The organism is Marivita sp. (assembly GCF_048006345.1).
GTDB lineage: Bacteria > Pseudomonadota > Alphaproteobacteria > Rhodobacterales > Rhodobacteraceae > Marivita.
Genome location: NZ_CP180351.1, coordinates 2,262,006 through 2,285,166, shown reverse-complemented (window position 1 = coordinate 2,285,166; position 23,161 = coordinate 2,262,006). Strand labels below are relative to the sequence as shown.

Here is a 23,161-nt window from a genome sequence, read left to right as displayed (position 1 = left end):
TTATGTGTTTTGCGGCGGGGCATACTCCGCCGGGTTCACGCTGGCGGGACGGCCCGCCAGTGAAAGCTGTGCAATGCGTGGTGCGGTGCGCGACAGAACCTTGCCGCCACGGATCACCGCCAGACGCGTCGCCTTGAGGCGCACCGCCTCGATCGGGTCGCGGGCCTGCAGAAGGACCATATTCGCGGGACCGCCTTCGCGCAGGGTGGGGTCGGGCAGGCCCATCGCCGCCGCACCGCCCATCGTGACCGAATGGAACGCCCAGGCCATCGCCTCGCGCGAGGTCATGGGCACGGCATGCACCCCCATGTGTGCGACTTCCAGCATGTCGGCAGAGCCCAGCGGATACCACGGGTCCATCGTGCAATCCTGCCCGAAGGCCACGTTCACCCCGGCCGCGCGCAGTTCCTGAACTCGAGTCAGACCCCGGCGGCGCGGATAGGTGTCGGACCGCCCCTGTAGGGTGATGTTGATCAGCGGATTGGGCACCACATGCATGCCCGATTCCGCGATCAGCGGGATCAGCTTGGACGCGTAGTAGTTGTCATAGGAATGCATCGCGGTCACGTGGCTCGCGACAACGCGCCCACCCAGACCCAGACGCGTGGTTTCCGCCGCCAGCGTCTCCACATGGCGCGACATCGGATCATCGCTTTCGTCGCAATGCAGGTCTACGGGCAGCCCGCGATCTGCTGCGATCTCGCACAGGCGCTTCACCGACCGCGCGCCATCTTCCATTGTGCGCTCGAAATGCGGAATGCCGCCCACCACATCAACACCCATGTCGAGCGCGCGCAGCAGGTTTTCCTCGGCCCCTTCGGCGCGGAACAATCCGTCCTGCGGAAAGGCCACGAGTTGCAGGTCGATATAGGGGGCCACGGTCTTGCGGACCTCAAGCAGCGCTTCGACCCCCGTCAGCGGAGCCGTACTTACATCGACATGGGTTCTGATCGACAAAAGCCCCTGTGCAACGGCCAGATCGCAGTATCGCAACGCCCGCTCGACCACCGCCTCGACCGTCAGCATCGGTTTCAATTCGCCCCAAAGCGCGATGCCTTCCAGCAGGGTGCCCGACTGGTTCAATCGCGGCAGGCCAAGGCTCAGTGTGGCGTCCATGTGGAAATGCGGATCGACGAATGGCGGCGAGACAAGCTGGCCACCAGCGTCGATCACCTCGGCCGCATCGCCCTGCACGTTCTGACCAATCGCGGCAATGCGGCCGTCCTTGATCGCAATGTTCACCGGGCTTCGCCCGTCAGGCAAAACTGCCTCTTTGATCAGCAGATCAAACATAATCCCCACCAGGTCGTTCCCGCACACGATACGCGCGGTGCGGCATTTTCCAAAGCGTTTATAAAAACTTGGCGGACGGAAAGCGGGATCGACCAAATTCCCGCATAGCGCGTGCGATCATCGCAAAAAGTGATGATAACTTAGGCATCTATGTTCAGGTCACTCGCCTTGGCGATGAAACGGCAGGACAAGCGAACGCAATTTTCGTCTATGACGGCCAGTCCAGATGCCAAGTTTTTGCTGCAAGAGGCGTCGTTCAACGCGGATCACGGACAGGGAAGACTCAGGGGGATCAGTCGCACTCGATCTCTTGTTCCAGACTTGCCATGTCCGGTGCAGGCAGCCGGGACAACAGGTCCAGAAACAAGGTCCGGCAGGCCGCGCCGTGCCATGCGTCGGAAAAAAGGTGCTCGGGCAAGTCGGGCACCCGCAGGATCAATCGCCGCCATTCGTGGACGACGACCACACGCAAGGCTGTGCGCTGCAATAGGGTCATCTGATCAAGTTCACCACTTTCGGACAGGTGCGTTAAGCGGAGCGCCAAGTCTCTTGACGCGGTTTGCACCTCGGTTGGGCAGAGCTTGTCAGACATCCATTGCGGCACATGGTCTGTCGCCCCAATTGCCAGAGCCAGTTGATGCTCCGAACGCGGTGTGTCGACCGTGACCATCGCTTTCGGGCCTATCTGTACCGAGGCTCCGGTGCTTCGGTCGGACAGCACGTCACTTTGCGAGGTGGGGTCGTTCAAAACCAGATAGGCGGTCACGTCTGATGGCGCAGGTCCATACACCCGTGGCCAGGCCGCTTTGGTTTCGGCCCGTCCCATCTTGGTCAGCTCATAGCGGCTTTGCCGCCCGCTGCGATGGCTTTCGATCCAGTCTTCTTTCCGCAGACGGTGCAGAGCAACCCGCGTCGCTTCGGGCTTGATTCCGATCGCAGCCGTAATCGCGTTTACTGTCGCACCACTCAGCCGCGCTTGCGGGGCCAGCGCCAAATCGCCGAACATGGTTACCAGAAGCGACCACACCCGTGGGGTGCAGGATCCCAGTGCGCGGGTCACGAGTTGGGCGAAATCGGCGTCTGTCATTGCCAACCGATACGCCGCGCGCGGCCTCAGGCCAAGCTGTCAGGCGTAGAAGAATATGCGTTCATCGTGAGCAGTTCATATTCTGCAACAACTGCGTCGTCCTGATTGCGCAGAATGACATGCCACCGCACCTCGCCGTAATCATCTGTACGCTTTGTCTTCTTCTTGACCGTCAGTTGCACCTTGATCCGGTCCCCGGCGCTCACCGGTTTCTGAAAGCGTAGATTGTCGAGACCGGTATTGGCCAGCACCGGGCCTTCGTCCGGATCGACGAAAAGACCAGCGGCAAAGCTCAGAAGCAGATAACCATGTGCCACCCGACCGGGGAAGAACGGGTTTCGCTTGGCTGCGTCCTCGTCCATGTGGGCATAGAACGTGTCACCGGTGAAGGTGGCGAAGTGTTCGATGTCCTCCATCGTCACTTCGCGCTCGCCCGTGTGCAGCGTTTCCCCGATCTGCACCTCGTCAAAGCTGCGTCGGAACGGATGCGCCGGACCCTGCGGGGTGGTGGCCCCCGGCACCCATTCGCCCGTTACGGCTTTGAGGATGTCCGGGCTGCCCTGCACGGCGGTCCGTTGCATATAGTGCAGCACCCCGCGCACACCGCCCAGTTCCTCGCCACCACCCGCACGGCCCGGCCCGCCGTGGACCATATGGGGCAGGGGCGATCCATGCCCGGTCGCCTCGGCCATGCTGTCGCGGTTGTTGAAATAGAGCCGCCCGTGATACGCGCCCGCACCCATCACCACCTCGCGGGCGACCTCGGGGTCATGGGTGATGACCGAAGCCACAAGGCTGCCTTGCCCCCGGTTCGCAAGCGCAATCGCATGGGACAGATCGCGATAACCCATGACGGTCGCCACCGGGCCGAAGGCTTCGGTGTCATGTACATGACTTGCCGCATCGGGGTCCGCGCAATGATAAAGCATTGGCGGCAGGAACGCGCCTTTCTGGGCATCTGCCCCGAGCACCTCCAACGCATCGGGATCGCCGAACACCCGTTCCGCCTCTGTCGCAAGCGTTGCACATTTCTCCAGCACGTCGCGCCGCTGACCGTCTGACACCAGCGCGCCCATGCGGGTGGCCGGATCGCGCGGGTCTCCGATCACCGTGCCCCGCAGACGTTCGGATACAGCGGCAATCACCGCATCGACCTGCGCCTTGGGCGCGATGATCCGGCGGATGGCGGTGCATTTCTGCCCCGCCTTGGTGGTCATCTCGCGGTGGACTTCCTTGACGAAAAGATCGAACTCCGGCGTGCCGGGCAGAGCATCCGGCCCAAGGATCGAGGCATTCAGGCTGTCCTGTTCCGCCACAAACCGCACCGAGTTGCGCAGCAGGTTCGGCGCGCTGCGCAGGGTGTATGCTGTGTCGGCGGAGCCGGTGAAGCTGACCACATCTTGCGGGCCGAGGTTATCCAGAAGATCGCCCAAACCGCCGGTCACAAGCTGAAGTGTACCATTTGGTAAAATTCCGCTTTCCAGCATCAACCGCACGCAGGCTTCGGTCACGTAACAGGTTGTCGTCGCCGGTTTCACGATCGCCGGGACACCGGCCAAGAGGGTCGGGGCCAGCTTTTCCAGCATGCCCCAGACCGGGAAGTTGAACGCGTTGATATGCACCGCAACACCCTGCAACGGGGTGCAGACATGCTGCCCGACAAAGCTGCCCTTGCGCGACAATTGCTCGATCCCGCCGTCCAGATAGACATGCCCATCCGGCATCTCGCGCCGTCCCTTTGAGGCAATGACAAGCATTGTCCCGATCCCGCCATCCACGTCGATCAGGTTGTCCTTCTGCGTGGCCCCGGTCGAAAAGCTGAGATCATAGAGAACCTGCCTGTGCTCTTGCAGATAAAGCGCCAGCGCCTTGAGCATCCGGGCGCGATCATGGAACGTCATGGCCCGTAGAGCGGGTGCGCCGACGGTCAGAGCATGGCCGATCATCGCCCCAGCATCGACCTGCGCACGGCCCGCACGCGCGATCACGTCGCCGGTCACGGCATCGCGGATGTCCCGCGCGCTGCTATCGGGGTCCAGCCAAGCGCCCGCAACGAAACTCTTCACTTCCTGAACTGTCATCGCGATCCCCTTTTCCCTGTCTAACTATTTGACCGTGCGCGAACTTCATGCAAGCGTCGCGTCCATGACACCAGACGAACGCGCCCAAAAATCGGCACAGAAAATGTGGCTTCAGGACCATGCCTCGCAATGGGTGGGGATGGAATTGGTCCAGATCGCAGAAGGCGAAGCGGTCATGGAACTGACCGTCAAGAAACACCATTGCAATGGGCACGGCATGTGCCATGGCGGGGTGATCTTCACTCTGGCCGACAGCGCCTTTGCCTTTGCCTGCAACAGCCGCAATCAGGTCACCGTCGCGCAGCACAATTCGATCACCTACATCGCCTCGGGCCGGTTGGGGGATCGCCTGCGCGCCACAGCAACCGAGATTTCACTGACCGGGCGCAGCGGCATCACCGATGTGCAGGTGACCAATCAGGCCGGGGTGCTGATTGCCGAGTTCCGCGGACTGTCGCGGTCGATCAAGGGCACGGTGTTCGACGAAGCGTAGGGGAGGCGCTGGGCACATGAAAGATTTGTCACCAAAACCGGGTGATCTCGACCCGATCGAAACCGCATCCATTGACGAGATCCGTGCGCTTCAACTGGACCGTCTGCGTTGGTCGCTGCGGCATGCCTATGACAATGTGCCGATGTACCGCGCCAAGTTCGATGCGGCGGGGGTCCATCCTGATGATCTGTTGGACTTGTCCGATCTGGCGAAGTTTCCGTTCACTTTGAAATCCGACCTGCGGGACAACTATCCGTTTGGTCTTTTCGCCGTACCGCGCGAACAGATCGCACGGATTCATGCGTCCTCTGGCACCACCGGCAAGCCGACGGTTGTCGGCTACACGAAGAACGACATCGACATGTGGGCCAGCGTGGTTGCGCGGTCACTGCGGGCCTCTGGTCTGCGGGCGGGTGACATGGTGCATGTGGCCTATGGTTATGGCCTCTTCACCGGCGGGCTTGGCGCGCATTACGGGGTGGAAAAGTTGGGCGGGACGGTGGTGCCGATGGGTGGAGGGCAGACCGAAAAGCAGGTCGGCCTGATCACCGATTTTCAGCCCAAGGGCATAATGGTCACACCGTCCTACATCCTCAACATTCTTGAGGCGTTCCACAAGGCGGGGCTTGATCCGCGCAAGACGTCGTTAGAGGTTGGTGTCTTCGGTGCCGAACCCTGGACCAACGCCATGCGGCAAGAGATCGAACAGGCCTTCGACATGCACGCGGTCGACATTTACGGCCTGTCCGAGGTGATCGGGCCGGGGGTTGCCAACGAATGTGTGGAAACCAAGGACGGGTTGCACATCTGGGAAGATCACTTCTACCCCGAGATCATCAACCCCGAGACCGGTGAGGTGTTGCCCGATGGTGAAAAGGGTGAGTTGGTGTTCACCACGATCACCAAGGAAGGCATGCCCGTCATCCGCTACCGCACCCGCGATCTGACGCGGCTTTTACCGGGCACCGCGCGGTCGATGCGGCGGATGGAAAAGGTGACGGGCCGCAGCGACGACATGATGATCCTCCGTGGCGTGAACGTGTTTCCAACCCAGATCGAGGAAGAGGTCATGGCGACCGGCGGGCTGGCCCCGTATTTCCAGATCGAGCTTTACACCGCAGGCCGGATGGACGCGATGCGGGTTCTGGTGGAGGCCACGCCGGACGCCGCGGACGAGTTGTCACGTACTGCCGCGGCGCGAATGCTGGTCAAGCGGATCAAGGATCACATCGGCATCTCGACCGAGGTCGAAGTGGGTGATCCGGGATCGGTGGCGCGGTCTCAGGGCAAGGCCGTGCGCGTCGTGGACAAGCGCAACCCGGTATGACGGTTACTGGTCGTAGTCGACCACAACGCGCTTGGTGATCGGGTAGGACTGACAGGACAGTACGTAGCCCGCAGCAACCTCGTAATCCTCGAGCGCATGGTTGGCGACCATGTCCACTTCGCCTTCGAGCACCTTGCACTTGCAGGTCGAACACACTCCAGCGCGGCAGGCATGGGGCGCGTCCAGCGCATTGTCGAGCGCCGCTTCGAGGATCGTCATGTCGCGGCCCATCTCGAAACTGCGCGTCATGCCATCCAGCGTGATACTGGCCGCAATCGCGTCCGTGGCCGCTCCATCGGCGGCTTTGGTACGCCGTTCCAGCCGCCCGGTCTGGGCGCTGGCAAAAAGCTCGAACTTGATCTGATCCTTGCTCAACCCGTGGTCGCCAAGCGCCTGTGCAATGGCTTTCATCATCGGCTCCGGTCCGCAAATGAACGCGGTATCGACGCTTTTGATGTCGATCCAATGCTCGAACAGTGCCGCGCATTTTTCGCCATCGACACGACCCTGGAACAGGTCAATATCCTGCGCGTCGGTTTCAAGAATGTGGATGATGTTCAAGCGCCTCATATTTGGATTCTTGAGGTCTTCCAGCTCTTCCCGGAACATGATCGTGCTGACGCTGCGGTTGGCATAGACCAGCGTCACCTGCGATTTTGGCTCTGCCGCCAGTACGGTTTTCAGGATTGATAGAACGGGGGTGATCCCAGAACCGCCCGCAAACGCGAGGTAGGTTTTGGACTTGTCAGGCTCGATAGGGGTGTGGAATTTGCCCATCGGTTCCATCGCGTCGATGGTCATGCCGGGTTTCAGGTCTTCGTTGACCCAGCGCGAGAAAGCACCGTCGGTGACTTTCTTGATGCCCACCCGCAGCACACCTTCATTGACGCCAGAACAGATGGAGTAGGAGCGCCGCAGCTCGGTGCCGTCGAAGTCGCGTTTGAAGGTCAGATATTGGCCTTGCGTGAACGAGAAATCCCCACCGTCGCGGGCCTCAAGGGTTACGGCGACGGCCTCGCGGGTGGTGCGGTCGACATTGGTGACGGTCAGGGGGAAGAAGCGCGCCATATCAGGGCCTTACGGTCAGATACATTTGAAATAGTCGAACGGTTCAAGACAGTCGTCACACCGCCAATGCGCCTTGCACGGGGTGGAGCCGAACTGGCTGATCCGGGTGAGATGGGTGCCGCCGCAGCGCGGGCAGGTGTCGGGGCCACCGGCGGGCGAGGGGGGCGCAATCCCGTAGTCAGCAAGCTTGGCGCGGCCCTTGTCCGACAGCCAGTCGGTCGTCCAGGGTGGGGCGATCTGGGTCTTGATCCGTACGTTTCGGATACCCCGATCGTACAGAGCGGTTTCGATATCCATCGCGATCACCGATGTGGCAGGGCAGCCTGAATAGGTCGGGGTCACAGCCACTTCGAGCGTGTCGCCCTGCCATGCCACGTCCCGCACGATACCGAGATCGACAACCGAGATCACCGGGATTTCGGGGTCCGGCACCTGATCGAGCCAGTCCCAGATGGTGGGCAGGTCGGGTGTCATGTCACCAGGTCGCACCGGGATAGGCGCGTTGGAGCCACTGCATCTGGGTCAGCATGTGGCCCAGATGTTCTGTATGGCGGAACCCGGTCTTGCCGCCCGACTGGGCAAAGGCGCTGTCGGGTTTGGTCAGTGTCGCTTCGGTGAGAATGGCGTTGATCCGCGTGTCGAAGCGGCTGCGCAGCGCGGTCAGGTCGGGGCCGATCCCGGCGGTGTGCATGGCATCGTCAACGGTGTCGGCTGTGAACATCTCACCGACATAGGGCCAGAGCAGGTCGAGCGCTGTCTGCATGCGGCGATGGCTTTCCTCGGTCCCGTCGCCAAGGCCGATCACGGTCTCGGATGAGCGGTCAAGGTGATAAGTCACCTCCTTCAGCGCTTTGGCGGCAATGGCCGCGATGCGGTCGTCAGAGGTGTGGGTCAGATCGGTGAGCAGTTCGACATGGAACGCGTCAAAAAGGCATTGCCGCATCAGGGTCTGACCGAAGTCGCCATTGGGCTGTTCGACCAGCAGCAGGTTGCGGAAATCCCAGACATCGCGGAGCATCGCGAGATCATCGGCAGAGCGCCCGGCGCCTTCGACCTCTCCAGCAAGGCCCAGCCACATCTGCGTCTGGCCGATCAGGTCCAGCGCGATATTGGCGAGCGCGATGTCTTCCTCCAGCACCGGCGCGTGGCCGCACCATTCGCTGACCCGGTGGCCGAGCACCAGCGTGTTGTCCCCCAGCCGCAGGAGGAATTCGAACAGGGCGGTCTGGTCGGTCATCACATGTGACCCGCTTCGTCGGGAATGTCGAAGAAGGTCGGATGGCGGTAGACCTTGCTCTCTGACGGCTCGTAAAGCGGCCCTTTGTCCGAGGGAGAGGAGGCGGTGATATGTGCCGCTTCGACAACCCAGATGCTCACACCTTCATTGCGGCGGGTGTAGACATCCCGCGCGTTCTTGAGCGCCATTTCGGCATCAGGCGCATGCAGGCTGCCGACATGACGGTGGTTGAGTCCATGTTGCCCGCGGATGAAAACTTCCCAGAGGGGCCATTCGTGTTTCATGTCTGTCCTCCGACTGCTCATCGAGCCTTCTGGCTCGCCTCGCGAAGATGCCCGTCAGGGCCGATGAGCTATTCCGCGGCCAGCTTTGCCGCGCGTTTCTTGGCCGCATGCGCCATCAACCCTTCGCGCACCCAGGCGCCGTCGTCCCACGCCTTATTCCGCGCCGCGAGGCGTTCTGTGTTGCAAGGCCCATTGCCCTGGATCACGTCGAAGAACTCGGACCAGTCCGGTTCGGCGAAATCATATCCGCCCTTTTCGTCGTTCCAGCACAGGGTGTTGTCCGGCACGGTCAGACCAAGGTGTTTGGCCTGCGGCACGGTCTGATCGACGAACTTCTGACGCAGCTCGTCGTTGGTGTTCATCTTGATCTTCCACGCCATCGACTGTGCGGAATGTACGGAGTCCTTGTCGGACGGGCCGAACATCATCAGCGATGGATACCAGAAGCGATTGAGCGCATCCTGCGCCATCTTTTTCTGCGCAGGCGTGCCTTGGGCCATCTTCATCATGATGTGATAGCCCTGCCGCTGGTGGAACGACTCTTCCTTGCAGATGCGGATCATCGCGCGGGAGTAGGGGCCGTAGGATGTGCGCTGGAGCGGCACCTGGTTCATGATCGCCGCCCCATCAACCAGCCAGCCGACCGCGCCCATGTCCGCCCATGTGAGCGTCGGGTAGTTGAAGATGGAGCTGTATTTCATGCGGCCATCGAGCAGCATCTCGGTCAGTTCGTCCCGGCTGACCCCCAGCGTTTCGGCAGCGCAGTAGAGGTAGAGGCCATGCCCCGCTTCGTCCTGCACCTTGGCCAGAAGGATCGCCTTGCGTTCCAGCGTCGGCGCACGGGTGATCCAGTTGCCCTCGGGCAATTGGCCGACGATCTCGGAATGGGCGTGCTGGCCGATCTGGCGGATCAGGGTCTTGCGATACCCTTCGGGCATCCAATCCTTCGGCTCGATCTTGTCGCCGGCGTCGATGCGTGCCTGAAACGCAGCGAGCTTTTCGGGGTCATCCTGCGTTGCTTCGGATTTGACCATCTGTGCGTACATGCTGCGGACCTTCTTGAAAGAGCCAACGCCTGAATCAGTTGATCAGGTTGCGAGCGATCATACGTCGCAAGCGACGGTTCCGCAAATGAAATGTTACGTGTATCTCTATTTGCGCGCTATTCGGTAACGCATTGGGTTTCAGATCGGTGGCGCCGCGCGCTCGGTGACCAACTGTCGCGCCGTGACGCGTTCGCGGTGGATCATGTAGAGCCCTGCGCCAATGATGATGGCGATGCCTGTCAGGGTCAGCGTGTTCGGGAAATCCCCGAAGACCAGGTATCCGAGCAATGTCGCCACCGGAAGTTCCAGATATTGCAGCGGGGCAAGGGTCGCAGAAGGTGCCAGCGACAAGGCATAGGTCATCATCATGTGGCTGACCGTGGCAAAGAAGCCGACACCGAAGAGCCAGGTCCAGGCGATCCCCTCCGGCCAGACCGGGTCAAGAAGGACAGAGCCGCTGCCTTGGGCCATGATCAGGATGGGCAGGCACAGCACACTTGCAATCAGGCCAGTGTAGAATTGCAGGCTTACCGGGTGCACCTGCCGTGACAAACCGCGGGTCACAAGGATGTAGAAGGCAAACCCAACGGCTGTCCCCAGCGGGAACAGGGCCACCGCGCCAAAAGCCGAAAAGCTGGGCTGGATGACGAACAGCACACCCACAAAGCCGACCAATGCGGCACCGACGCGGCGCGGGCCGACATCTTCGCCAAAGTAGAACTTGCCCACGAGCAAGACGATGAACGGGGCGACAAAGACGATCGCCAGCGCGTCGGCCAAGGGCATCACGCGGATCGCCGCTATGAAACAGAATGTTGAGATGAATAACAGGCCCGAGCGGATCACCAATGCCAGCCACAGCCCGCGCGCAACGCGCAAGGACAGTCCCATAAGCCAGACCACAGGGGCCATCAGCACACATTGGATGACAAACCGTGCCGTCGTGATTTGACCAACGGGAACGCTGCTGGAGGCCAATTTGGCGGCCACGTCCAGAAGGGGGGCTGTGATGCAAAAGCCGAGCATCAGGGCAACCCCTGCAAGGATGCGGTCAGTGGACACTGTTATGGGAGATATCTGGGTCATGCGTCTGGACTAAACGGGCACGACAGGGATCGTCTGTTCTTTTTCCGACGCTTGTTCGTGCAGAAAGGCCAACATGCGCAAGGTGCCGTCCGCAGGTTCAGATCAAAGTCTCTGAGAGGGAAATGGTGGCGTGGGGGGGACTCGAACCCCCGACCTAACGATTATGAGTCGTTCGCTCTAACCAACTGAGCTACCGCGCCGGACCGCCGCGTGAGTACGAGCGGTGCGGCGTGGCGTCAAGGGCTAATCTTGCGTTTTTTGCGTGGCGTCACCTGTGGCTGATCCGGGATGCGGACGCGTGGACGGGTCCGCGATTTCCAGTCGACTGGAAATCGGACCGTTGCGCTTATTTGACGATCTTTTCGTCTTTCACGAACATGTTGGCCCATGCACGATCAATCAGTTCCGGTGTCATCTTGTACGGCCAGCCTTCGAAATCGCAGACCGCGATCATCTGGTCGATCAGGAAGACCGGCTGATAGTTCGCGTAGACGTTCTTGATCGTCGGGTACTTGTTCTTGAGAAGATGGATCAGTGACTTTTCACACAGTGCCATCTTCTTTTTCTTCGCCACCATTGAGAAGATCTTGAGGAAGTTCTGCTGGTCCGGCCCGTCGATCTTGATCTTGAAGAAGATCCGGCGCAGGGCGGCCTGATCGAAGATTTCGTTCGGATGGAAGTTGGTCGAGAAGATCACCAGCGTGTCGAACGGGACTTCGAATTTTTCACCGGACTGGAGGGCAAGGATGTCGCGCGCTTCTTCCAGCGGAACGATCCAGCGGTTCACCAGTTTCTGTGGCGGTTCTGCCTGACGGCCAAGGTCATCGACGATGAAGATGCCGCCGGTGGATTTGAGCTGCAGCGGCGCCTGATAGGTGCGCGCGGTCGGGTTGTAGACGAGGTCGAGCATGTCGAGCGACAGTTCACCCCCGGTGATCACCGTGGGACGCGCGCAGAGCACGTAGCGTGTGTCGAAGCGATTGGTCAGGCGAAGCCCGGTGGACGCGCCCGCGTTTTCCGCCGCGCTGTGGACGATCGGGTCATAGACCGTGATCACCTGACCGGCATATTCGATCGCGTGGGGGACATAAATCTTGTCACCCATCGCGTCGCGGATGCCGTTCGAGATCGAGGATTTCCCGTTCCCCGGCGGTCCATACATCAGGATCGACCGGCCTGCGCCGACGGCAGGGCCAAGATTGCCAAGCAGGTCCGGCGGCAGGATCAGATGTCCCATCGCGTCGGTCAATTGCTGGCGCGAGATATGGATGTTGCGGATCGACTGGCGCTTGACCTGTTCGGAATAAACCGCCAGCGGCACCGGCATCGCGCCGTAATATTCGGACTGTGCCAAGGCGTCCAACGCGCGGGCTTTGCCCGCGTCGGTGAGCTGATACCCCATTTCAGAGCCGTTGTTCGCGTTCAGCGTGCCGGTGGCCTCAAGAAGCAACTGGCCGCGTGCCAGATCAATAAGCTCCTGCGTGATCGGCACCGGAAGACAGACGCTTTGCGCCACAGCGGTCGCCGTCGACACGTTCTTGCGGAACATCGTTTTCAGCAGGATGTCACGCATCATGACAGGCTGCAGCTTCATGTCTTCCATGCGCTTGGGCGGAGGAGGCGCCATGACGGCGCTGGTCTGCATGTTCATTGATAGCCCCGGATCGATTCAGCCAGAATTGTCTCTGGCTGACCGTGGCAGGCCAATGTGGCAACAGAAGGGCTGGGGCTGGACAGGTTCTTGGCAGGTTACCTGCCGAACCACGCTCCGAAACCCAGATAGAGCGCCAGCGTTCCTCCAAGGGCCATGCCCATGGGGAACTTGGGGTTCGTCCAGCTTTTCCAATGGGGCGCAAAGTTCCGTAGGGCGGTGTACTTGGCGATGCGGTGGGCCAGAAAGGCGGCAAGGATGTTCGCCGCGAAAAGCGCCATGAGCAGCCGCAGATCACCAACATGAATGAAGGGGGCGGCGGCGGCGGCGAATTTGGCGTCGCCAGCCCCCATCGCACCGCCCGCATTCAGGGCGATTCCCGCTACGAGCACGACAATCAGATGCACGTAGCGCCATAGATACGCGTCGAAGGGCAGGGCGATCAGGCCGACCACCGCGTAGACCACGAACAGCATCACGACAATCACGTTCGGAATTCGCATGTCGCGCATGTCCGAGAAGGTCACATAGACACACAAAGGCAGCACAAGAGGCAAAAACACCAGAGCCGAGAACGCCGAGATATCCATGCGGATTAGTTCACGACATTGGATTCAAGCGCTTTCAGGCTGCGGGCTGCCGCTTCGAAATGCTGCGGATGGGTGTCGATCGCTTCGCGCATCAGACCCTGTCCGGTCACCACGTCGCCCCGCTTTACGGCAGCAAGGCCCATCGTGTGCAACAGTTCGGCCCGTTCGATCTGGGTCATGGGAACCACCGGCAGCACGTAGTTGCCCTGTGCGCCCCGCGCCAGAACGAGATTGTTCTTTGCGGTAAAGAGCGAGTCGTCGTTGCGGATCGCTTCTGTGAAAAGCCGCTCCGCGCCCGAGTAATCTCCGCGGGTCAGCTTGGAGAACCCCCAATTGTTCATCACGGTGGCCGGTGTGGTGGTCAGGCCTACGGCGATTTCGTAGAAACTGTCGGCCTTGTCCCACTGTTGTTTGCTGTCGGCGATCATCGCCTCGAGCCGGTACCGTTTGAAGGTTTCGTGGGTCGGGGGAATGGCATTCAGCACTGTTTCAGCGCGATCCCATTCGTTGTTGCGGATCAGGGCGTCGGCCAGTTCGACCCGGTCATCATTGGTTGATGCGTCGTTGTCCACAACCCGTGCCCATGCGGCAACACCTTCGGTATGCCGTTTGGCGCGGATCAGGGAGAGGGCCAGACCCCGCGCAAGGTCGATGCGGTCCGGCTCGGCGCTGCTGGCGCGTTGGAAATAGGCCACCGCTTCGTTCGGATCGGACACCGACAGCATGACTTCGTTCAGGTTGGTGCCGTCAATGACGTTCACGCCCTGAAATTCACGGTCGACCGCTTCGGTATCAATGCCTTGCTCGCACCCGGAAAGCGCGAATGCCCCTGTTACACATAGGGTCACGATAAAGGGATGGCGCATTTTTGCGTCCTTTACTGCTCTGCCTCATTACTGTGTCGGGCGGATTAGAAAGTCACTGCTGCCGCGCCGCACAAGTTTGTATTCTTGTTCTATTTCCGCATCATACTGCGAATTTTCCAATTTTGCGAGAGCCAAGCGCAGATTATCCCGAATTGCAACACTTTCGCCATTATCGAGCGCAAATGCCCTGCGAAACACCTGTGCGGCCTCGGCTGTTTCGTTCTTTTCGATCAGGACAACACCCAGATTGTTCCAGGTATCGGGGCTTTCGGGGGCATCTTTCGTTGCCCGCCTGAGCAGATCTTCCGCCTGGTTGAGCCGGCCCAGAGCAAGGTTGGCCGATCCCAGTGACAAAAGCACTTCGGGGGTCAGGCCCTGTTCGGCTGCCGCAAGGCTGAACGAGCTCAGCGCAAGCTCGTATTCCCCCGCCGCCATAAGCCGGTGCCCTACAGTCAGCTGATCAACGACCGCGCCTCTTGGATCGACACTGGGCGCAAAGACCGCATCGTCAGACGTGGAAAAGCCGCCCGGTGTACAGGCGGCCAATCCGATCAGAAAGAGTGCGGGCCAAACCCGCGCTAAAGTCATTGCCCCATCGAGCTCCCGAGACTTCCGAGCTGCTGAATGCCGACGACCGAAGGACCCACGAGGATGATCAACAGCGGCGGCACCGTCAGCATCATTGTGGTCAATGTCATTTTGGTTGGCAACTTGTTAGCCTTTTCTTCGGCACGCATGACGCGTTTGTCGCGCATTTCTGCCGCATAGACCCGGAGAGCATCGGAAATCGGAGTACCGAAGCTTTGGCTTTGGTTGAGAACGGTCACGAAGGACATCACGTCCTGCACGCCGCAGCGCTCGCCCATGTCATTGAGAACGGTCGTTTTGTCCTTGCCCGCCTTCATCTCGTGGCTGACCAGTTCGAATTCATCGGCAAGGCTGGGATAGGAGGCGCGCAACTCCTTGCTGACGCGCACGATGGCCTGATCCATCGATTGACCCGCTTCGACGCAGACCAGCATCATGTCGAGACTGTCGGGAAAACCGCTTTCAATCTCTTCCTGACGCTTCTGAACCCGGCTGGTGATCCAGTATTTCGGGAACATGTATCCGGCGGCACCCGGCCCGAGCGTATACATCACCGTCTGCTGCGTGGTCGCGTTGGACGGATCAAGGATCAGGTAGAAATACGCGACGCCAACGATCAGGCCACCGATCCCCAGCACAAACTGCGAGAAATAGTAAAGCTGAACGGCGTCCTTGGTCCGGTAGCCCGCCTGCAACAGCTTCATCCGAACGTCGGACAGCTCTTTCGCGTCCTGCGGTTCGAGGAACTGGGCGTATTTGTTGAGCTTCTGGTTCTTCTGCTTGTCCCGCAGAACGGCGCGTGTGGCCGCGTCGACCTGTTGACGGCCCGACGATTGGTTGTTCAGGCGGTCCATCGGGTTGGAGCGCGACATGAAGAACATCGGAATCGCGAGGATCAACAGCAGTATACCCAGACCGGCGATGAGGATCATCGGACCGGCGGGCCCAAACATGTTGACGGCGAATTGGTTGAAGGCTTGCATGTTCCGGTCCTCAGACTTTGATATTCACGAGCGCACGCATGACGATCAGGTTGGCCACAAGGAAGGCGCCGACAACGAAACATGCCGGGATGAACCACGGGTGGTCGATCACCTCGTCGTAGTAGTTGGGGTCGGTCAACTGAATGACGATCAGTGCGCCGACAGGGAAACCGGACAGGAACTTGCCGGACCATTGCGCCTCGGCGGTGATGGCTTTCACCCGGCGGAAAAGGCGGAAACGGGCGCGGATCACCTTGGCCAGACCTTCGAGGATCTCGGCCAGGTTACCGCCTGACTGCTGCTGGATCGAAACGGCAACCGCAAGGAAGCGCAAATCCTGCATATCAAGACGTTCCGCCATGGCTTTCAACGCTTCGCCGATGTCACGGCCGTAGCTCGACTCGTCTGCAATCAGACCGAACTCGGTTGCCAGCGGGTCCTTGATTTCCTTGGACACGATCGAAATCGCCGAAGAAAACGGGTGACCCACCCGCAGAGAGCGCACCATCAGTTCTACCGCGTCGGGCAACTGTTCTTCGATCAGGCTGATGCGTTTCTTGGCTTTGCTGTTGATCCAGAAGAACACACCGCCGACACCCATCGCCAATCCCATGACGACACGTACCGCAAGACCGGCCTCTGTGCCCACGGTCAAACCGGCGAAAGCGACAATGCTGACGCCGATCATCACCATGATCAACTGCTTGGGCGTGAAGGCAATGGCGGCCTTCTGCGCCCGGTCCGCAAGGATCGAATACAGCGGAAGCCCGCGTGACTGCATGTGCTGGTCCATCTCCTTGCGGAGCTTTGCCAGCACTTCGTCACGCTTGGTGCCCTTGTCGAGCATCTCAAGACGTCGGTTGACCCGTTTGTTGAGACTGATCGATTTGCCGAAAGCGACAAGATAGACGCCCTCCACAAGAACGAGGACGGCAATGAAGATCAGGCCGTAGACGATCGGTTCTGCGCTAAGTGTCATGGTCAGTGGTTCCCGTTGAAGGGTTCATAGATCGACGGGGGCAGGTCGTAGCCCCACATCTTGAAGCGTTCGGCATAGTTGGACCGCACGCCTGTCGCCGTGAAATGGCCGATGATCTTGTTTTCCGGGGTCAGGCCGACCCGCTGGAAACGGAAGATTTCCTGCATGGAAATCACTTCGCCTTCCATCCCGGTGATCTCTGTGATCGAGGTCATGCGACGCGAGCCGTCCTGCAGACGCGAGGCCTGTACAATCAGGTTCACAGCCGAAGAGATCTGCGAACGCATCGCTTTCAGCGGCATCTCGATCCCGGCCATGGCAATCATGTTCTCCAGACGGCTGACACCGTCGCGGGCAGAGTTGGCGTGGATCGTCGTCATCGATCCGTCGTGGCCGGTGTTCATGGCCTGCAACATGTCGATCACTTCCTCGCCGCGCGTTTCGCCGACGATGATCCGGTCGGGGCGCATACGCAGTGCGTTCTTGAGACAGTCGCGCGGGGTGACCGCACCTTTGCCTTCAACGTTGGGTGGACGGCTTTCCATCCGGCCCACATGGGTCTGCTGCAGCTGAAGTTCCGCCGTATCCTCGATCGTCAGGATGCGTTCGCTGTCGTCAATGAAGGAAGACAGCGCGTTGAGCGTCGTCGTCTTACCGGAACCCGTACCGCCCGACACGATGATGTTCAGACGTGTCGCCACGGCGGCCTGAAGGTAGACGGCCATTTCTTCGGTGAAGGCCCCGAAGGCGACCAGATCGTCGATGCTCAGCTTGTCGGTTTTGAACTTACGGATCGAGACCAGCGATCCGTCGACTGCAATCGGTGGCACCATTGCGTTGAAACGCGATCCGTCCTGCAAACGGGCGTCCACGTAAGGGTTCGATTCATCGACGCGGCGACCAACGGCGGACACGATCTTGTCGATGATCCGCATCAGGTGCTTTTCATCTTTGAACGTCACATCGCTGAGTTGCAGTTTACCGCTGCGTTCGACGAAGATCTGGTGTGGACCATTGACGAGAATATCGCTGACGGTCTCGTCCTTGAGAAGCGTTTCAAGGGGCCCAAGCCCCTTCACTTCGTCATAAAGCTCCTGGTTGAGGGCGATCCGCTCTTCGCGGTTGAGCACCATGCCCTTTTCCTGAAGGCTTTCGTTGGTGATCGCGCCAATTTCTTCCTTGAGCTGGCTTTCCGTCGCCTGATCCAGAGCGGCAAGGTTCAGGTTGTCGAGAAGGGCGCGGTGCAGTTCAAGCTTGATTTCGCCAAGACGTTCCTTGCGTTTCTTGTCCCGGTCCGCCGATTCAGAAACGGCAGCCTTTTTCGGCAGCACCTTGCGCAACGACTTGGTCGCACTCGGGGCATTCGCAGGAGTTTCGGCCGTGTTGGCAGCGACTTTGGCTGCGGGGGCGACCTCGACAGCCGACTTTTTGTAACGCGAAAACATCCGTGTTCTCCTCAGGCAGCTTCAGCATCGGTGCGGCCGACTTCGTAGAGAGACCGCGCCAGCTTGGCGATTTCCTTGCGCAACGCGTTTTTCGGCTGCTGCAGGGCAAGGGGTTGACCGTGATCCCCGGATTCCGCGACGGCGCGGCCACCGTCCGGCAGATGGAGATCAACAGAAATATCAAGGCTTTCCTGCATCCGCTTAAGGCGGCTCTTGCCCTGAAGATCCGTGAATTTCGGAGCCCGGTTGAGCACGAAACGAATCTTGTCAAAGGGCAGATCTTCGGCCTGTAGCGCACGCTTGAGGCGGTAGGTGTTCTGTGCCGACCGCATGTCGAGTTCGATCACACCGAAATAGACCTGCGCCGCGCACAGCACGGTTTCCGACCATTGGACAAGGCTCGGAGGCATGTCGATCACGACAAAGTCGAAATGCCGCGCGGCGGTATCCAAAAGCGCCTGCACCTGGCTTTGACCGATGATGTCAAGCGGCGGAAGGTCGGCTGGCGACGTGAACACGTGAAGCTTTTCCTCGAATGTCACGAGGGCTTGTCCGAAGCTGTCTTCATCCATCGCTTCGATGTCGGACAGAAGTTCAAGCACCGCCTCGCGGCGCTGAACGTCAAGATAGGTGGAGACCGCGCCGAATTGCAGGCCAAGGTCCATGATGCAGACACGCGGCGCTTTTTCCTTGGTCACTGTCGCCAGTTCCCAGGCAAGGTTTGTGGCAAAGGTGCTGGCACCGCATCCGCCGGCCATGCCCTGAACCGCGATGATGACCCCGTCACCGTCATCCGACAGCTTTACGCCAGCTTCACCGCGCCGCCCGGCCTGCGGTACTTCGGGCGCTCGCATGCGCTCGATCGCCGCTTCCAGCTCACCCTCGGGAAGAGGGTAGGGGACGAATTCGTCAGCGCCCTGACGCAAAAGATGATGCAGCGCGGAGGGCGTTACATCATGTGCAATCAGAACGACCTTGATCTTGCGGGCTTTGGCCGCGGCAATGATCGTCGACAGGTGTTCGACATTGGCTTCGTCTTCTTCGTCGATGGCGAGAGCAACGAACTCGAGATGCTCGCCCTCTTCCTGCGTGAAGAAATGCAGGGCTTCATCGAAGCCAAGATCGCCCCAGGCTTCACCCAGAACGGCTTCCATGTCTTCAATCAGGAGATCGAATTCCTGAACATCCCGGCTGATCGTGCACGCAACAAGGGGCGCCGGCTGCGGGGTGCTTGGAAGGATACTCGTCATTTGCCTCGTTTCCTCTAACTTCGCGGCGTCCGTGACCGGCATTTTGCACGTATCAAGAACGCCAATCCCGAGTCGCTCGGGAAGGACTGCTACGGTCCGAAAGTCGTTTGGAAACTTGGCAACATTGGGGCCGAATTACCGAAATTGTACGGTATTTCAGGCCGATGGCATGGCCCCTTTCGGGGCCTTGCCTTTATTGAGAGGACTGGAAGTCGGTGCCCTGGATACCGGTCAGGCCGGTCCGAGGTGCTGCACTGTTGATATACTCGCGATAGATGATCTCGGCATATCTGCCTTCAAGAACAGTGGGATGCGAGCCGACGAAGCCCGAAACCTCGGTCACGGTGCGGCGGTTGCGGCGCTCGCGCCCTTCGGTCACGATCAGCGGCTGTGTTTCCCCGAAGGAGACAACAGCTTCGAGGCGATCCTTGCTGATGCCCTGCGAGGCCAGGAAATTGACAACCGCATGGGCACGGTTCAGGCCCAGACGCTTGTTATACGCTTCGCTTCCCACAGCATCGGTGTGGCCATAGACGCGGAAGCGCACTTCCGGGAACTGGCGGATCCACTGTGCCTGTTCACGAAGTGTGTCCTGTGCGCCGCTGTCCAGAACCGCGCTGTTGAAGGCGAAGTTGACCGTGGTCATCACCTCGCTCGCAAAACGCTGTGACAGATCGTAGGTATACCGCTTTTCGCCATTCATGATCTGAATGTTGTTCATGGTGGCGGTGCCGAAATTGCCCGTATCCAAGAGCGCGCCGGCTTCACGGTTGAAGGCGCTGTAGACCGGATCGCTGCTGGCACAGGCGGCCAGAAGCGCGAGCCCGGTCAGAGCCATCGGAATGCGGAGGTTCTTTTGAACTGCCATCGCCTCAATCCATCACATAACCATAGGAACCCGAAAAATCCTGCTTGGCAACTTCACCAGCGGCACCGCGCAGATTGCGTGTGTCGTTGGCGACGCGTCCGAAAAGGAACAGGTCTTTTTCACTCGGCGGGCGCACCCGGTCGGTCGGCAGGGCAAGAGCTTCGCCCCGCGTCGGCGTGACCAGATGCGGCGTGATGATGATCACAAGTTCCGACTGTTCGCGCTGATATTCGGCGCTGCGGAAAAGGGCACCCAGAACGGGGATGTCCCCGAGCCACGGAACCTGGCTGTTCAGGTCGCGGAAGTCGTCCTGCAACAGACCTGCGATGGCGAAGCTTTCACCGTCGCGCAGTTCCACGGTTGTCGTTGTTTCCCGGCGGCTGAAGCCGTCGATCCGGATCGCGCCGATGTCGACACCGCTGCTTGGGTCGATGGACGAAACTGCCGCCTCAAGTTCGAGGTTGATGACGTTGTCATCAAGAACCCGCGGGATGAAGTTGAGTTCGACACCGAAGGGTTTGAATTCAACGGCGATCGTTCCGCTTTCCTGAGAAACCGGCACCGGGTATTCGCCACCGGCAAGGAAGGTTGCTTCCTGACCGGACAGAGAGGTGAGGTTCGGCTCTGCCAGTGTCCGCACAACGCCTTTGGCTTCGAGCGCTTCAAGCAGAATGCCCACTTCAAGCCCGCCAGCGTTAAACCCGAACAGGATCGCGCCTTGTGAACCCGCACCCGGCCCAAGCTTGTCGGCAACGGAGTCGACATTTGCCAGAGGGGCGGCGTTGCCGGTACCCAGTTCAAGGCCAAGATCGCCGTCCAGCACCGATCCGCCTGTCGCAAGCGAGGCTTGCAGCGATTTCGACACGGAGCGCTGCATTTCAGCGAACCGCACCTTGAGCATGACCTGCTGGACACCGCCGACGGTCATCAGGTTCGAGACCCGTTCCGGTGCGTAGCGTGTAGCCAGATCAAGCGCCCGCTGCATGCGGATCGTGCTCGACACGGTGCCTGACAGGACGATGCCATCGTTTGCTGTCCGGACTTCGATCTTTTCGTCCGGCAGAATTTGGCGAAGCCGCTCTTTGAATTCGCTCAGGTCCGGGGCGACCCGGACATCGACATTGGTGATCAACTGACCGTTGCCGTCCAGAATGGTCAATGTCGTTGTGCCGGGCGTCTTGCCCAGCACGTAGATGGTTCGGTCCGATAGGGACGAGATATCTGCAATCGACGGGTTGGCGATGCTTAGTTCTGCAAAGGGAACTTCGCTTTCGACAACCACCGCACGGTTCATGGGAACGTTCAGTGTCGATTCAGTATTGGTCCGGATGACACGCAGAGTTTCAGCGAAAGCTGTTTGCGCCATCGGAGAAATAGCAAGGGCCGCGCCCAACAGGACGGCCTTGAAGGAACTGCTCGTATACATGTGACCTGCCTTTCCGATCACGCCTCAAAAGTGGGTCTTGATGCCCGATATTGCGACCAAGCTGCGCTAAGTCGGCTTTTATTGCAAGAATCAATGATTTCAGAGGGGTGCTTCATGTGGATAAGGCGCAACATAATGCTGCGCCTTGTTGACTGCGAATTTAGTAGTTTCACCAGATGCGGTGCGGGAAACGTCAATTTGTACAAGGGATGGGCATATCCACCACTTCGCCACCGCGGCGGGTTCGGATCGTACAAATTTGAATCGAATGCTGTTTTTCCTCTTCCACACGTTCTCCGAGGCCCAGAAGAGACCGTTGGTCTACTTCGATCACCTCGGCAACGGTGTCATCGTTACGGCCCATCAGCGACAGAGATAGACGTCCAGTCGATTGAGCTTGGGCCAAAGATGCTACCTGTTGCGGGCTGGCGGCAACAGTCACGGTGCGGGCAATCGTGGTTTGGGTTGTGTCGGTCTCGGAGGTCTGGTCGATGGCAATCAGCTTGACCCCTGTTTCGATCAGCTTGGTGACTTCACCATTGGGCATGTTGGGATCGTTACTTCTGACGCGGCCGGTCCAGTACACATCGACCCGGTCGGTTGGACGCAGAAAGCCGGACACACCGGTCGCCACATCGACCTTGATCGCAAACGCGCGCTGACCGCGTTCAAGCCGCGATGTCAGGCCTGCATCTGCACCTGGTTCGCTGACCTTGCTGGCCATGATCGCTTCGTTCTTTTCGATCGGGCGCAACGCAACGCGCAGATCGGCGCCATCTGCGTTCACCGGGGTCGCTGCGTCGAAGAAATTATCTGGCAGGCTTTGCTTGGGCCACGGCATCAAGGCAATGTCTTCCGGGGCGATGATCTCACCGTAATCCAGTGCGCGTGTCGCAACATAGATTTCCTGAACCGGAATGCTGGCCGTTGCTTTGCTGCGTTCCTGTTCAAGCGCGGTTTGATAGGCGCCGATATAATTCTGCGCCATGTATACGGCGAAACCGGCCAGTGCCAGACCCGCGATAAGGACAAGTCCAAAGACGATGCGCATATAGCCTCCTTACATGCTTCCGATGGGCACGGGCGCCGTGCTGGAAGATGGTTCAGTGTTCGGATTAACGGACCATTATGTCTGCCTCTGGGGCAGATTGTGGCGAAATTGAGAAGTTGCGCTACCGGAGGACGGCCTCACGCGGGAGTGATCGGGCAGTTCAGTTTTGGTACGAAAAGTTATCTTCGAAGGCGTGACGCGACCAAGATCGGCCGCATCGGCCGGTCAGGGAGAGCCGAACTCCGAAGGGTGCGACTGTGCATCGCCGGATGCGTCCGAAACGTCCGCAGCGTTGCTTTGCATCATGGTCAGGCCACCGATGGCAAGTCCAATTGCTGTGGCTGTCAAGAGAAGCCAGTCCAGAGCGACCGCGCCGCTTTCGGTTCTAGCGAATGCCGTGATGACCGCGCGCATAGCGCAGACTCCTAACTATTTGGGCAGGAAAAAAGGCGCGCAAATTGC

General features: G+C 59.8%; 23 protein-coding genes and 1 tRNA gene. 2 read left to right on the top strand and 22 right to left on the bottom strand.

Annotated features, from left to right (window positions below):
* The 3 genes from ACMVPR_RS11255 to paaZ form a co-directional block, all read right to left on the bottom strand.
* Positions 1–1,293: an amidohydrolase family protein gene (locus tag ACMVPR_RS11255; protein ID WP_416882953.1), complete on the bottom strand. Its 1,293-nt coding sequence runs from the start codon at positions 1,291–1,293 to the stop codon at positions 1–3.
* Between the two features lie 292 nt (positions 1,294–1,585).
* Positions 1,586–2,380 carry a PaaX family transcriptional regulator C-terminal domain-containing protein gene (locus ACMVPR_RS11250; RefSeq protein ID WP_416882952.1) on the bottom strand — a complete coding sequence of 265 codons (795 nt, stop codon included), beginning with the start codon at positions 2,378–2,380 and terminating at the stop codon, positions 1,586–1,588.
* A gap of 26 nt (positions 2,381–2,406) precedes the next feature.
* Positions 2,407–4,461 carry a phenylacetic acid degradation bifunctional protein PaaZ gene (gene paaZ, locus ACMVPR_RS11245; RefSeq protein WP_416882951.1) on the bottom strand — a complete coding sequence of 685 codons (2,055 nt, stop codon included), beginning with the start codon at positions 4,459–4,461 and terminating at the stop codon, positions 2,407–2,409.
* 64 nt (positions 4,462–4,525) lie between these two features.
* On the opposite strand from paaZ, the gene paaI reads away from it, so the two are divergent.
* Together paaI and paaK are read left to right on the top strand one after the other, a co-directional pair.
* Positions 4,526–4,954, top strand: coding sequence for a hydroxyphenylacetyl-CoA thioesterase PaaI (gene paaI / locus ACMVPR_RS11240; protein WP_416882950.1), 429 nt, complete (start codon positions 4,526–4,528; stop codon positions 4,952–4,954).
* 16 nt (positions 4,955–4,970) lie between these two features.
* The gene (gene paaK, locus ACMVPR_RS11235; RefSeq protein WP_416882949.1) at positions 4,971–6,281 is read left to right on the top strand and encodes a phenylacetate--CoA ligase PaaK; all 1,311 of its coding nucleotides are present in this window, start codon (positions 4,971–4,973) and stop codon (positions 6,279–6,281) included.
* A gap of 3 nt (positions 6,282–6,284) precedes the next feature.
* Here paaK and ACMVPR_RS11230 read toward each other — a convergent pair whose 3' ends face one another.
* The 19 genes from ACMVPR_RS11230 to ACMVPR_RS11140 form a co-directional block, all read right to left on the bottom strand.
* The gene (locus tag ACMVPR_RS11230) at positions 6,285–7,349 is read right to left on the bottom strand and encodes a 2Fe-2S iron-sulfur cluster-binding protein (RefSeq protein ID WP_416882948.1); all 1,065 of its coding nucleotides are present in this window, start codon (positions 7,347–7,349) and stop codon (positions 6,285–6,287) included.
* 15 nt (positions 7,350–7,364) lie between these two features.
* Positions 7,365–7,823 carry a 1,2-phenylacetyl-CoA epoxidase subunit PaaD gene (paaD, locus tag ACMVPR_RS11225; RefSeq protein ID WP_300587233.1) on the bottom strand — a complete coding sequence of 153 codons (459 nt, stop codon included), beginning with the start codon at positions 7,821–7,823 and terminating at the stop codon, positions 7,365–7,367.
* Position 7,824: 1 nt separating this feature from the next.
* Complete coding sequence (paaC, locus tag ACMVPR_RS11220) at positions 7,825–8,586, bottom strand: 1,2-phenylacetyl-CoA epoxidase subunit PaaC (RefSeq protein WP_416882947.1); 762 nt, start codon at positions 8,584–8,586, stop codon at positions 7,825–7,827.
* The gene (gene paaB / locus ACMVPR_RS11215; RefSeq protein ID WP_292266213.1) at positions 8,586–8,870 is read right to left on the bottom strand and encodes a 1,2-phenylacetyl-CoA epoxidase subunit PaaB; all 285 of its coding nucleotides are present in this window, start codon (positions 8,868–8,870) and stop codon (positions 8,586–8,588) included. The genes paaC and paaB overlap by 1 nt, the downstream gene beginning before the upstream one ends.
* Before the next feature lie 68 nt (positions 8,871–8,938).
* The gene (gene paaA, locus ACMVPR_RS11210; protein ID WP_416882946.1) at positions 8,939–9,916 is read right to left on the bottom strand and encodes a 1,2-phenylacetyl-CoA epoxidase subunit PaaA; all 978 of its coding nucleotides are present in this window, start codon (positions 9,914–9,916) and stop codon (positions 8,939–8,941) included.
* A 138-nt stretch (positions 9,917–10,054) separates the two neighbouring features.
* A complete protein-coding gene (locus ACMVPR_RS11205) occupies positions 10,055–11,002 on the bottom strand; it encodes a DMT family transporter (protein WP_416882945.1) in 948 nt (315 codons plus the stop codon).
* Positions 11,003–11,125: 123 nt separating this feature from the next.
* Positions 11,126–11,202: transfer RNA gene (locus tag ACMVPR_RS11200), tRNA-Met, on the bottom strand.
* A gap of 146 nt (positions 11,203–11,348) precedes the next feature.
* On the bottom strand, positions 11,349–12,653 hold the full coding sequence (locus ACMVPR_RS11195; protein WP_416882944.1) for an ATPase: 1,305 nt from the start codon (positions 12,651–12,653) through the stop codon (positions 11,349–11,351).
* Positions 12,654–12,751: 98 nt separating this feature from the next.
* Complete coding sequence (locus ACMVPR_RS11190; protein ID WP_300587245.1) at positions 12,752–13,243, bottom strand: prepilin peptidase; 492 nt, start codon at positions 13,241–13,243, stop codon at positions 12,752–12,754.
* Between the two features lie 5 nt (positions 13,244–13,248).
* Positions 13,249–14,109 (bottom strand): tetratricopeptide repeat protein, encoded by an 861-nt coding sequence (locus ACMVPR_RS11185; RefSeq protein WP_300587248.1) that lies wholly within the window; start codon positions 14,107–14,109, stop codon positions 13,249–13,251.
* Positions 14,110–14,136: 27 nt separating this feature from the next.
* Entirely contained in the window at positions 14,137–14,697 is a 561-nt protein-coding gene (locus tag ACMVPR_RS11180; protein WP_416882943.1) for a tetratricopeptide repeat protein, read from the bottom strand.
* Positions 14,694–15,680 carry a type II secretion system F family protein gene (locus ACMVPR_RS11175; protein ID WP_292266228.1) on the bottom strand — a complete coding sequence of 329 codons (987 nt, stop codon included), beginning with the start codon at positions 15,678–15,680 and terminating at the stop codon, positions 14,694–14,696. The genes ACMVPR_RS11180 and ACMVPR_RS11175 overlap by 4 nt, the downstream gene beginning before the upstream one ends.
* 10 nt (positions 15,681–15,690) lie before the next feature.
* A complete protein-coding gene (locus ACMVPR_RS11170; protein WP_292266230.1) occupies positions 15,691–16,659 on the bottom strand; it encodes a type II secretion system F family protein in 969 nt (322 codons plus the stop codon).
* A 2-nt stretch (positions 16,660–16,661) separates the two neighbouring features.
* Positions 16,662–18,104 carry a CpaF family protein gene (locus ACMVPR_RS11165; RefSeq protein WP_416882942.1) on the bottom strand — a complete coding sequence of 481 codons (1,443 nt, stop codon included), beginning with the start codon at positions 18,102–18,104 and terminating at the stop codon, positions 16,662–16,664.
* An 11-nt stretch (positions 18,105–18,115) separates the two neighbouring features.
* Positions 18,116–19,354 carry an AAA family ATPase gene (locus tag ACMVPR_RS11160; protein WP_300587260.1) on the bottom strand — a complete coding sequence of 413 codons (1,239 nt, stop codon included), beginning with the start codon at positions 19,352–19,354 and terminating at the stop codon, positions 18,116–18,118.
* A gap of 193 nt (positions 19,355–19,547) precedes the next feature.
* Positions 19,548–20,222 (bottom strand): OmpA family protein, encoded by a 675-nt coding sequence (locus ACMVPR_RS11155; protein ID WP_300587262.1) that lies wholly within the window; start codon positions 20,220–20,222, stop codon positions 19,548–19,550.
* 4 nt (positions 20,223–20,226) lie between these two features.
* Positions 20,227–21,648, bottom strand: a complete 1,422-nt coding sequence (locus ACMVPR_RS11150) for a type II and III secretion system protein family protein (protein WP_416882941.1) — start codon at positions 21,646–21,648, stop codon at positions 20,227–20,229.
* 193 nt (positions 21,649–21,841) lie between these two features.
* Entirely contained in the window at positions 21,842–22,699 is an 858-nt protein-coding gene (cpaB, locus tag ACMVPR_RS11145; protein WP_416882940.1) for a Flp pilus assembly protein CpaB, read from the bottom strand.
* A 225-nt stretch (positions 22,700–22,924) separates the two neighbouring features.
* Positions 22,925–23,113: a hypothetical protein gene (locus ACMVPR_RS11140; protein ID WP_416882939.1), complete on the bottom strand. Its 189-nt coding sequence runs from the start codon at positions 23,111–23,113 to the stop codon at positions 22,925–22,927.
* Between the last annotated feature and the right edge of the window lie 48 nt (positions 23,114–23,161).

Coding starts and splice junctions, on each gene's coding strand:
- paaB (WP_292266213.1), bottom strand. CDS start 8,870: ATGAAACACGAATGGCCCCTCTGGGAAGTTTTCATCCGCGGGCAACAT.
- ACMVPR_RS11230 (WP_416882948.1), bottom strand. CDS start 7,349: ATGGCGCGCTTCTTCCCCCTGACCGTCACCAATGTCGACCGCACCACC.
- paaZ (WP_416882951.1), bottom strand. CDS start 4,461: ATGACAGTTCAGGAAGTGAAGAGTTTCGTTGCGGGCGCTTGGCTGGAC.
- cpaB (WP_416882940.1), bottom strand. CDS start 22,699: ATGCGCATCGTCTTTGGACTTGTCCTTATCGCGGGTCTGGCACTGGCC.
- paaK (WP_416882949.1), top strand. CDS start 4,971: ATGAAAGATTTGTCACCAAAACCGGGTGATCTCGACCCGATCGAAACC.
- paaD (WP_300587233.1), bottom strand. CDS start 7,823: ATGACACCCGACCTGCCCACCATCTGGGACTGGCTCGATCAGGTGCCG.
- ACMVPR_RS11165 (WP_416882942.1), bottom strand. CDS start 18,104: ATGTTTTCGCGTTACAAAAAGTCGGCTGTCGAGGTCGCCCCCGCAGCC.
- ACMVPR_RS11250 (WP_416882952.1), bottom strand. CDS start 2,380: ATGACAGACGCCGATTTCGCCCAACTCGTGACCCGCGCACTGGGATCC.
- ACMVPR_RS11205 (WP_416882945.1), bottom strand. CDS start 11,002: ATGACCCAGATATCTCCCATAACAGTGTCCACTGACCGCATCCTTGCA.
- ACMVPR_RS11140 (WP_416882939.1), bottom strand. CDS start 23,113: ATGCGCGCGGTCATCACGGCATTCGCTAGAACCGAAAGCGGCGCGGTC.
- ACMVPR_RS11160 (WP_300587260.1), bottom strand. CDS start 19,354: ATGACGAGTATCCTTCCAAGCACCCCGCAGCCGGCGCCCCTTGTTGCG.
- ACMVPR_RS11255 (WP_416882953.1), bottom strand. CDS start 1,293: ATGTTTGATCTGCTGATCAAAGAGGCAGTTTTGCCTGACGGGCGAAGC.
- ACMVPR_RS11170 (WP_292266230.1), bottom strand. CDS start 16,659: ATGACACTTAGCGCAGAACCGATCGTCTACGGCCTGATCTTCATTGCC.
- paaC (WP_416882947.1), bottom strand. CDS start 8,586: ATGACCGACCAGACCGCCCTGTTCGAATTCCTCCTGCGGCTGGGGGAC.
- paaI (WP_416882950.1), top strand. CDS start 4,526: ATGACACCAGACGAACGCGCCCAAAAATCGGCACAGAAAATGTGGCTT.
- ACMVPR_RS11180 (WP_416882943.1), bottom strand. CDS start 14,697: ATGACTTTAGCGCGGGTTTGGCCCGCACTCTTTCTGATCGGATTGGCC.
- ACMVPR_RS11155 (WP_300587262.1), bottom strand. CDS start 20,222: ATGGCAGTTCAAAAGAACCTCCGCATTCCGATGGCTCTGACCGGGCTC.
- ACMVPR_RS11190 (WP_300587245.1), bottom strand. CDS start 13,243: ATGGATATCTCGGCGTTCTCGGCTCTGGTGTTTTTGCCTCTTGTGCTG.
- ACMVPR_RS11195 (WP_416882944.1), bottom strand. CDS start 12,653: ATGAACATGCAGACCAGCGCCGTCATGGCGCCTCCTCCGCCCAAGCGC.
- ACMVPR_RS11185 (WP_300587248.1), bottom strand. CDS start 14,109: ATGCGCCATCCCTTTATCGTGACCCTATGTGTAACAGGGGCATTCGCG.
- ACMVPR_RS11150 (WP_416882941.1), bottom strand. CDS start 21,648: ATGTATACGAGCAGTTCCTTCAAGGCCGTCCTGTTGGGCGCGGCCCTT.
- ACMVPR_RS11175 (WP_292266228.1), bottom strand. CDS start 15,680: ATGCAAGCCTTCAACCAATTCGCCGTCAACATGTTTGGGCCCGCCGGT.
- paaA (WP_416882946.1), bottom strand. CDS start 9,916: ATGTACGCACAGATGGTCAAATCCGAAGCAACGCAGGATGACCCCGAA.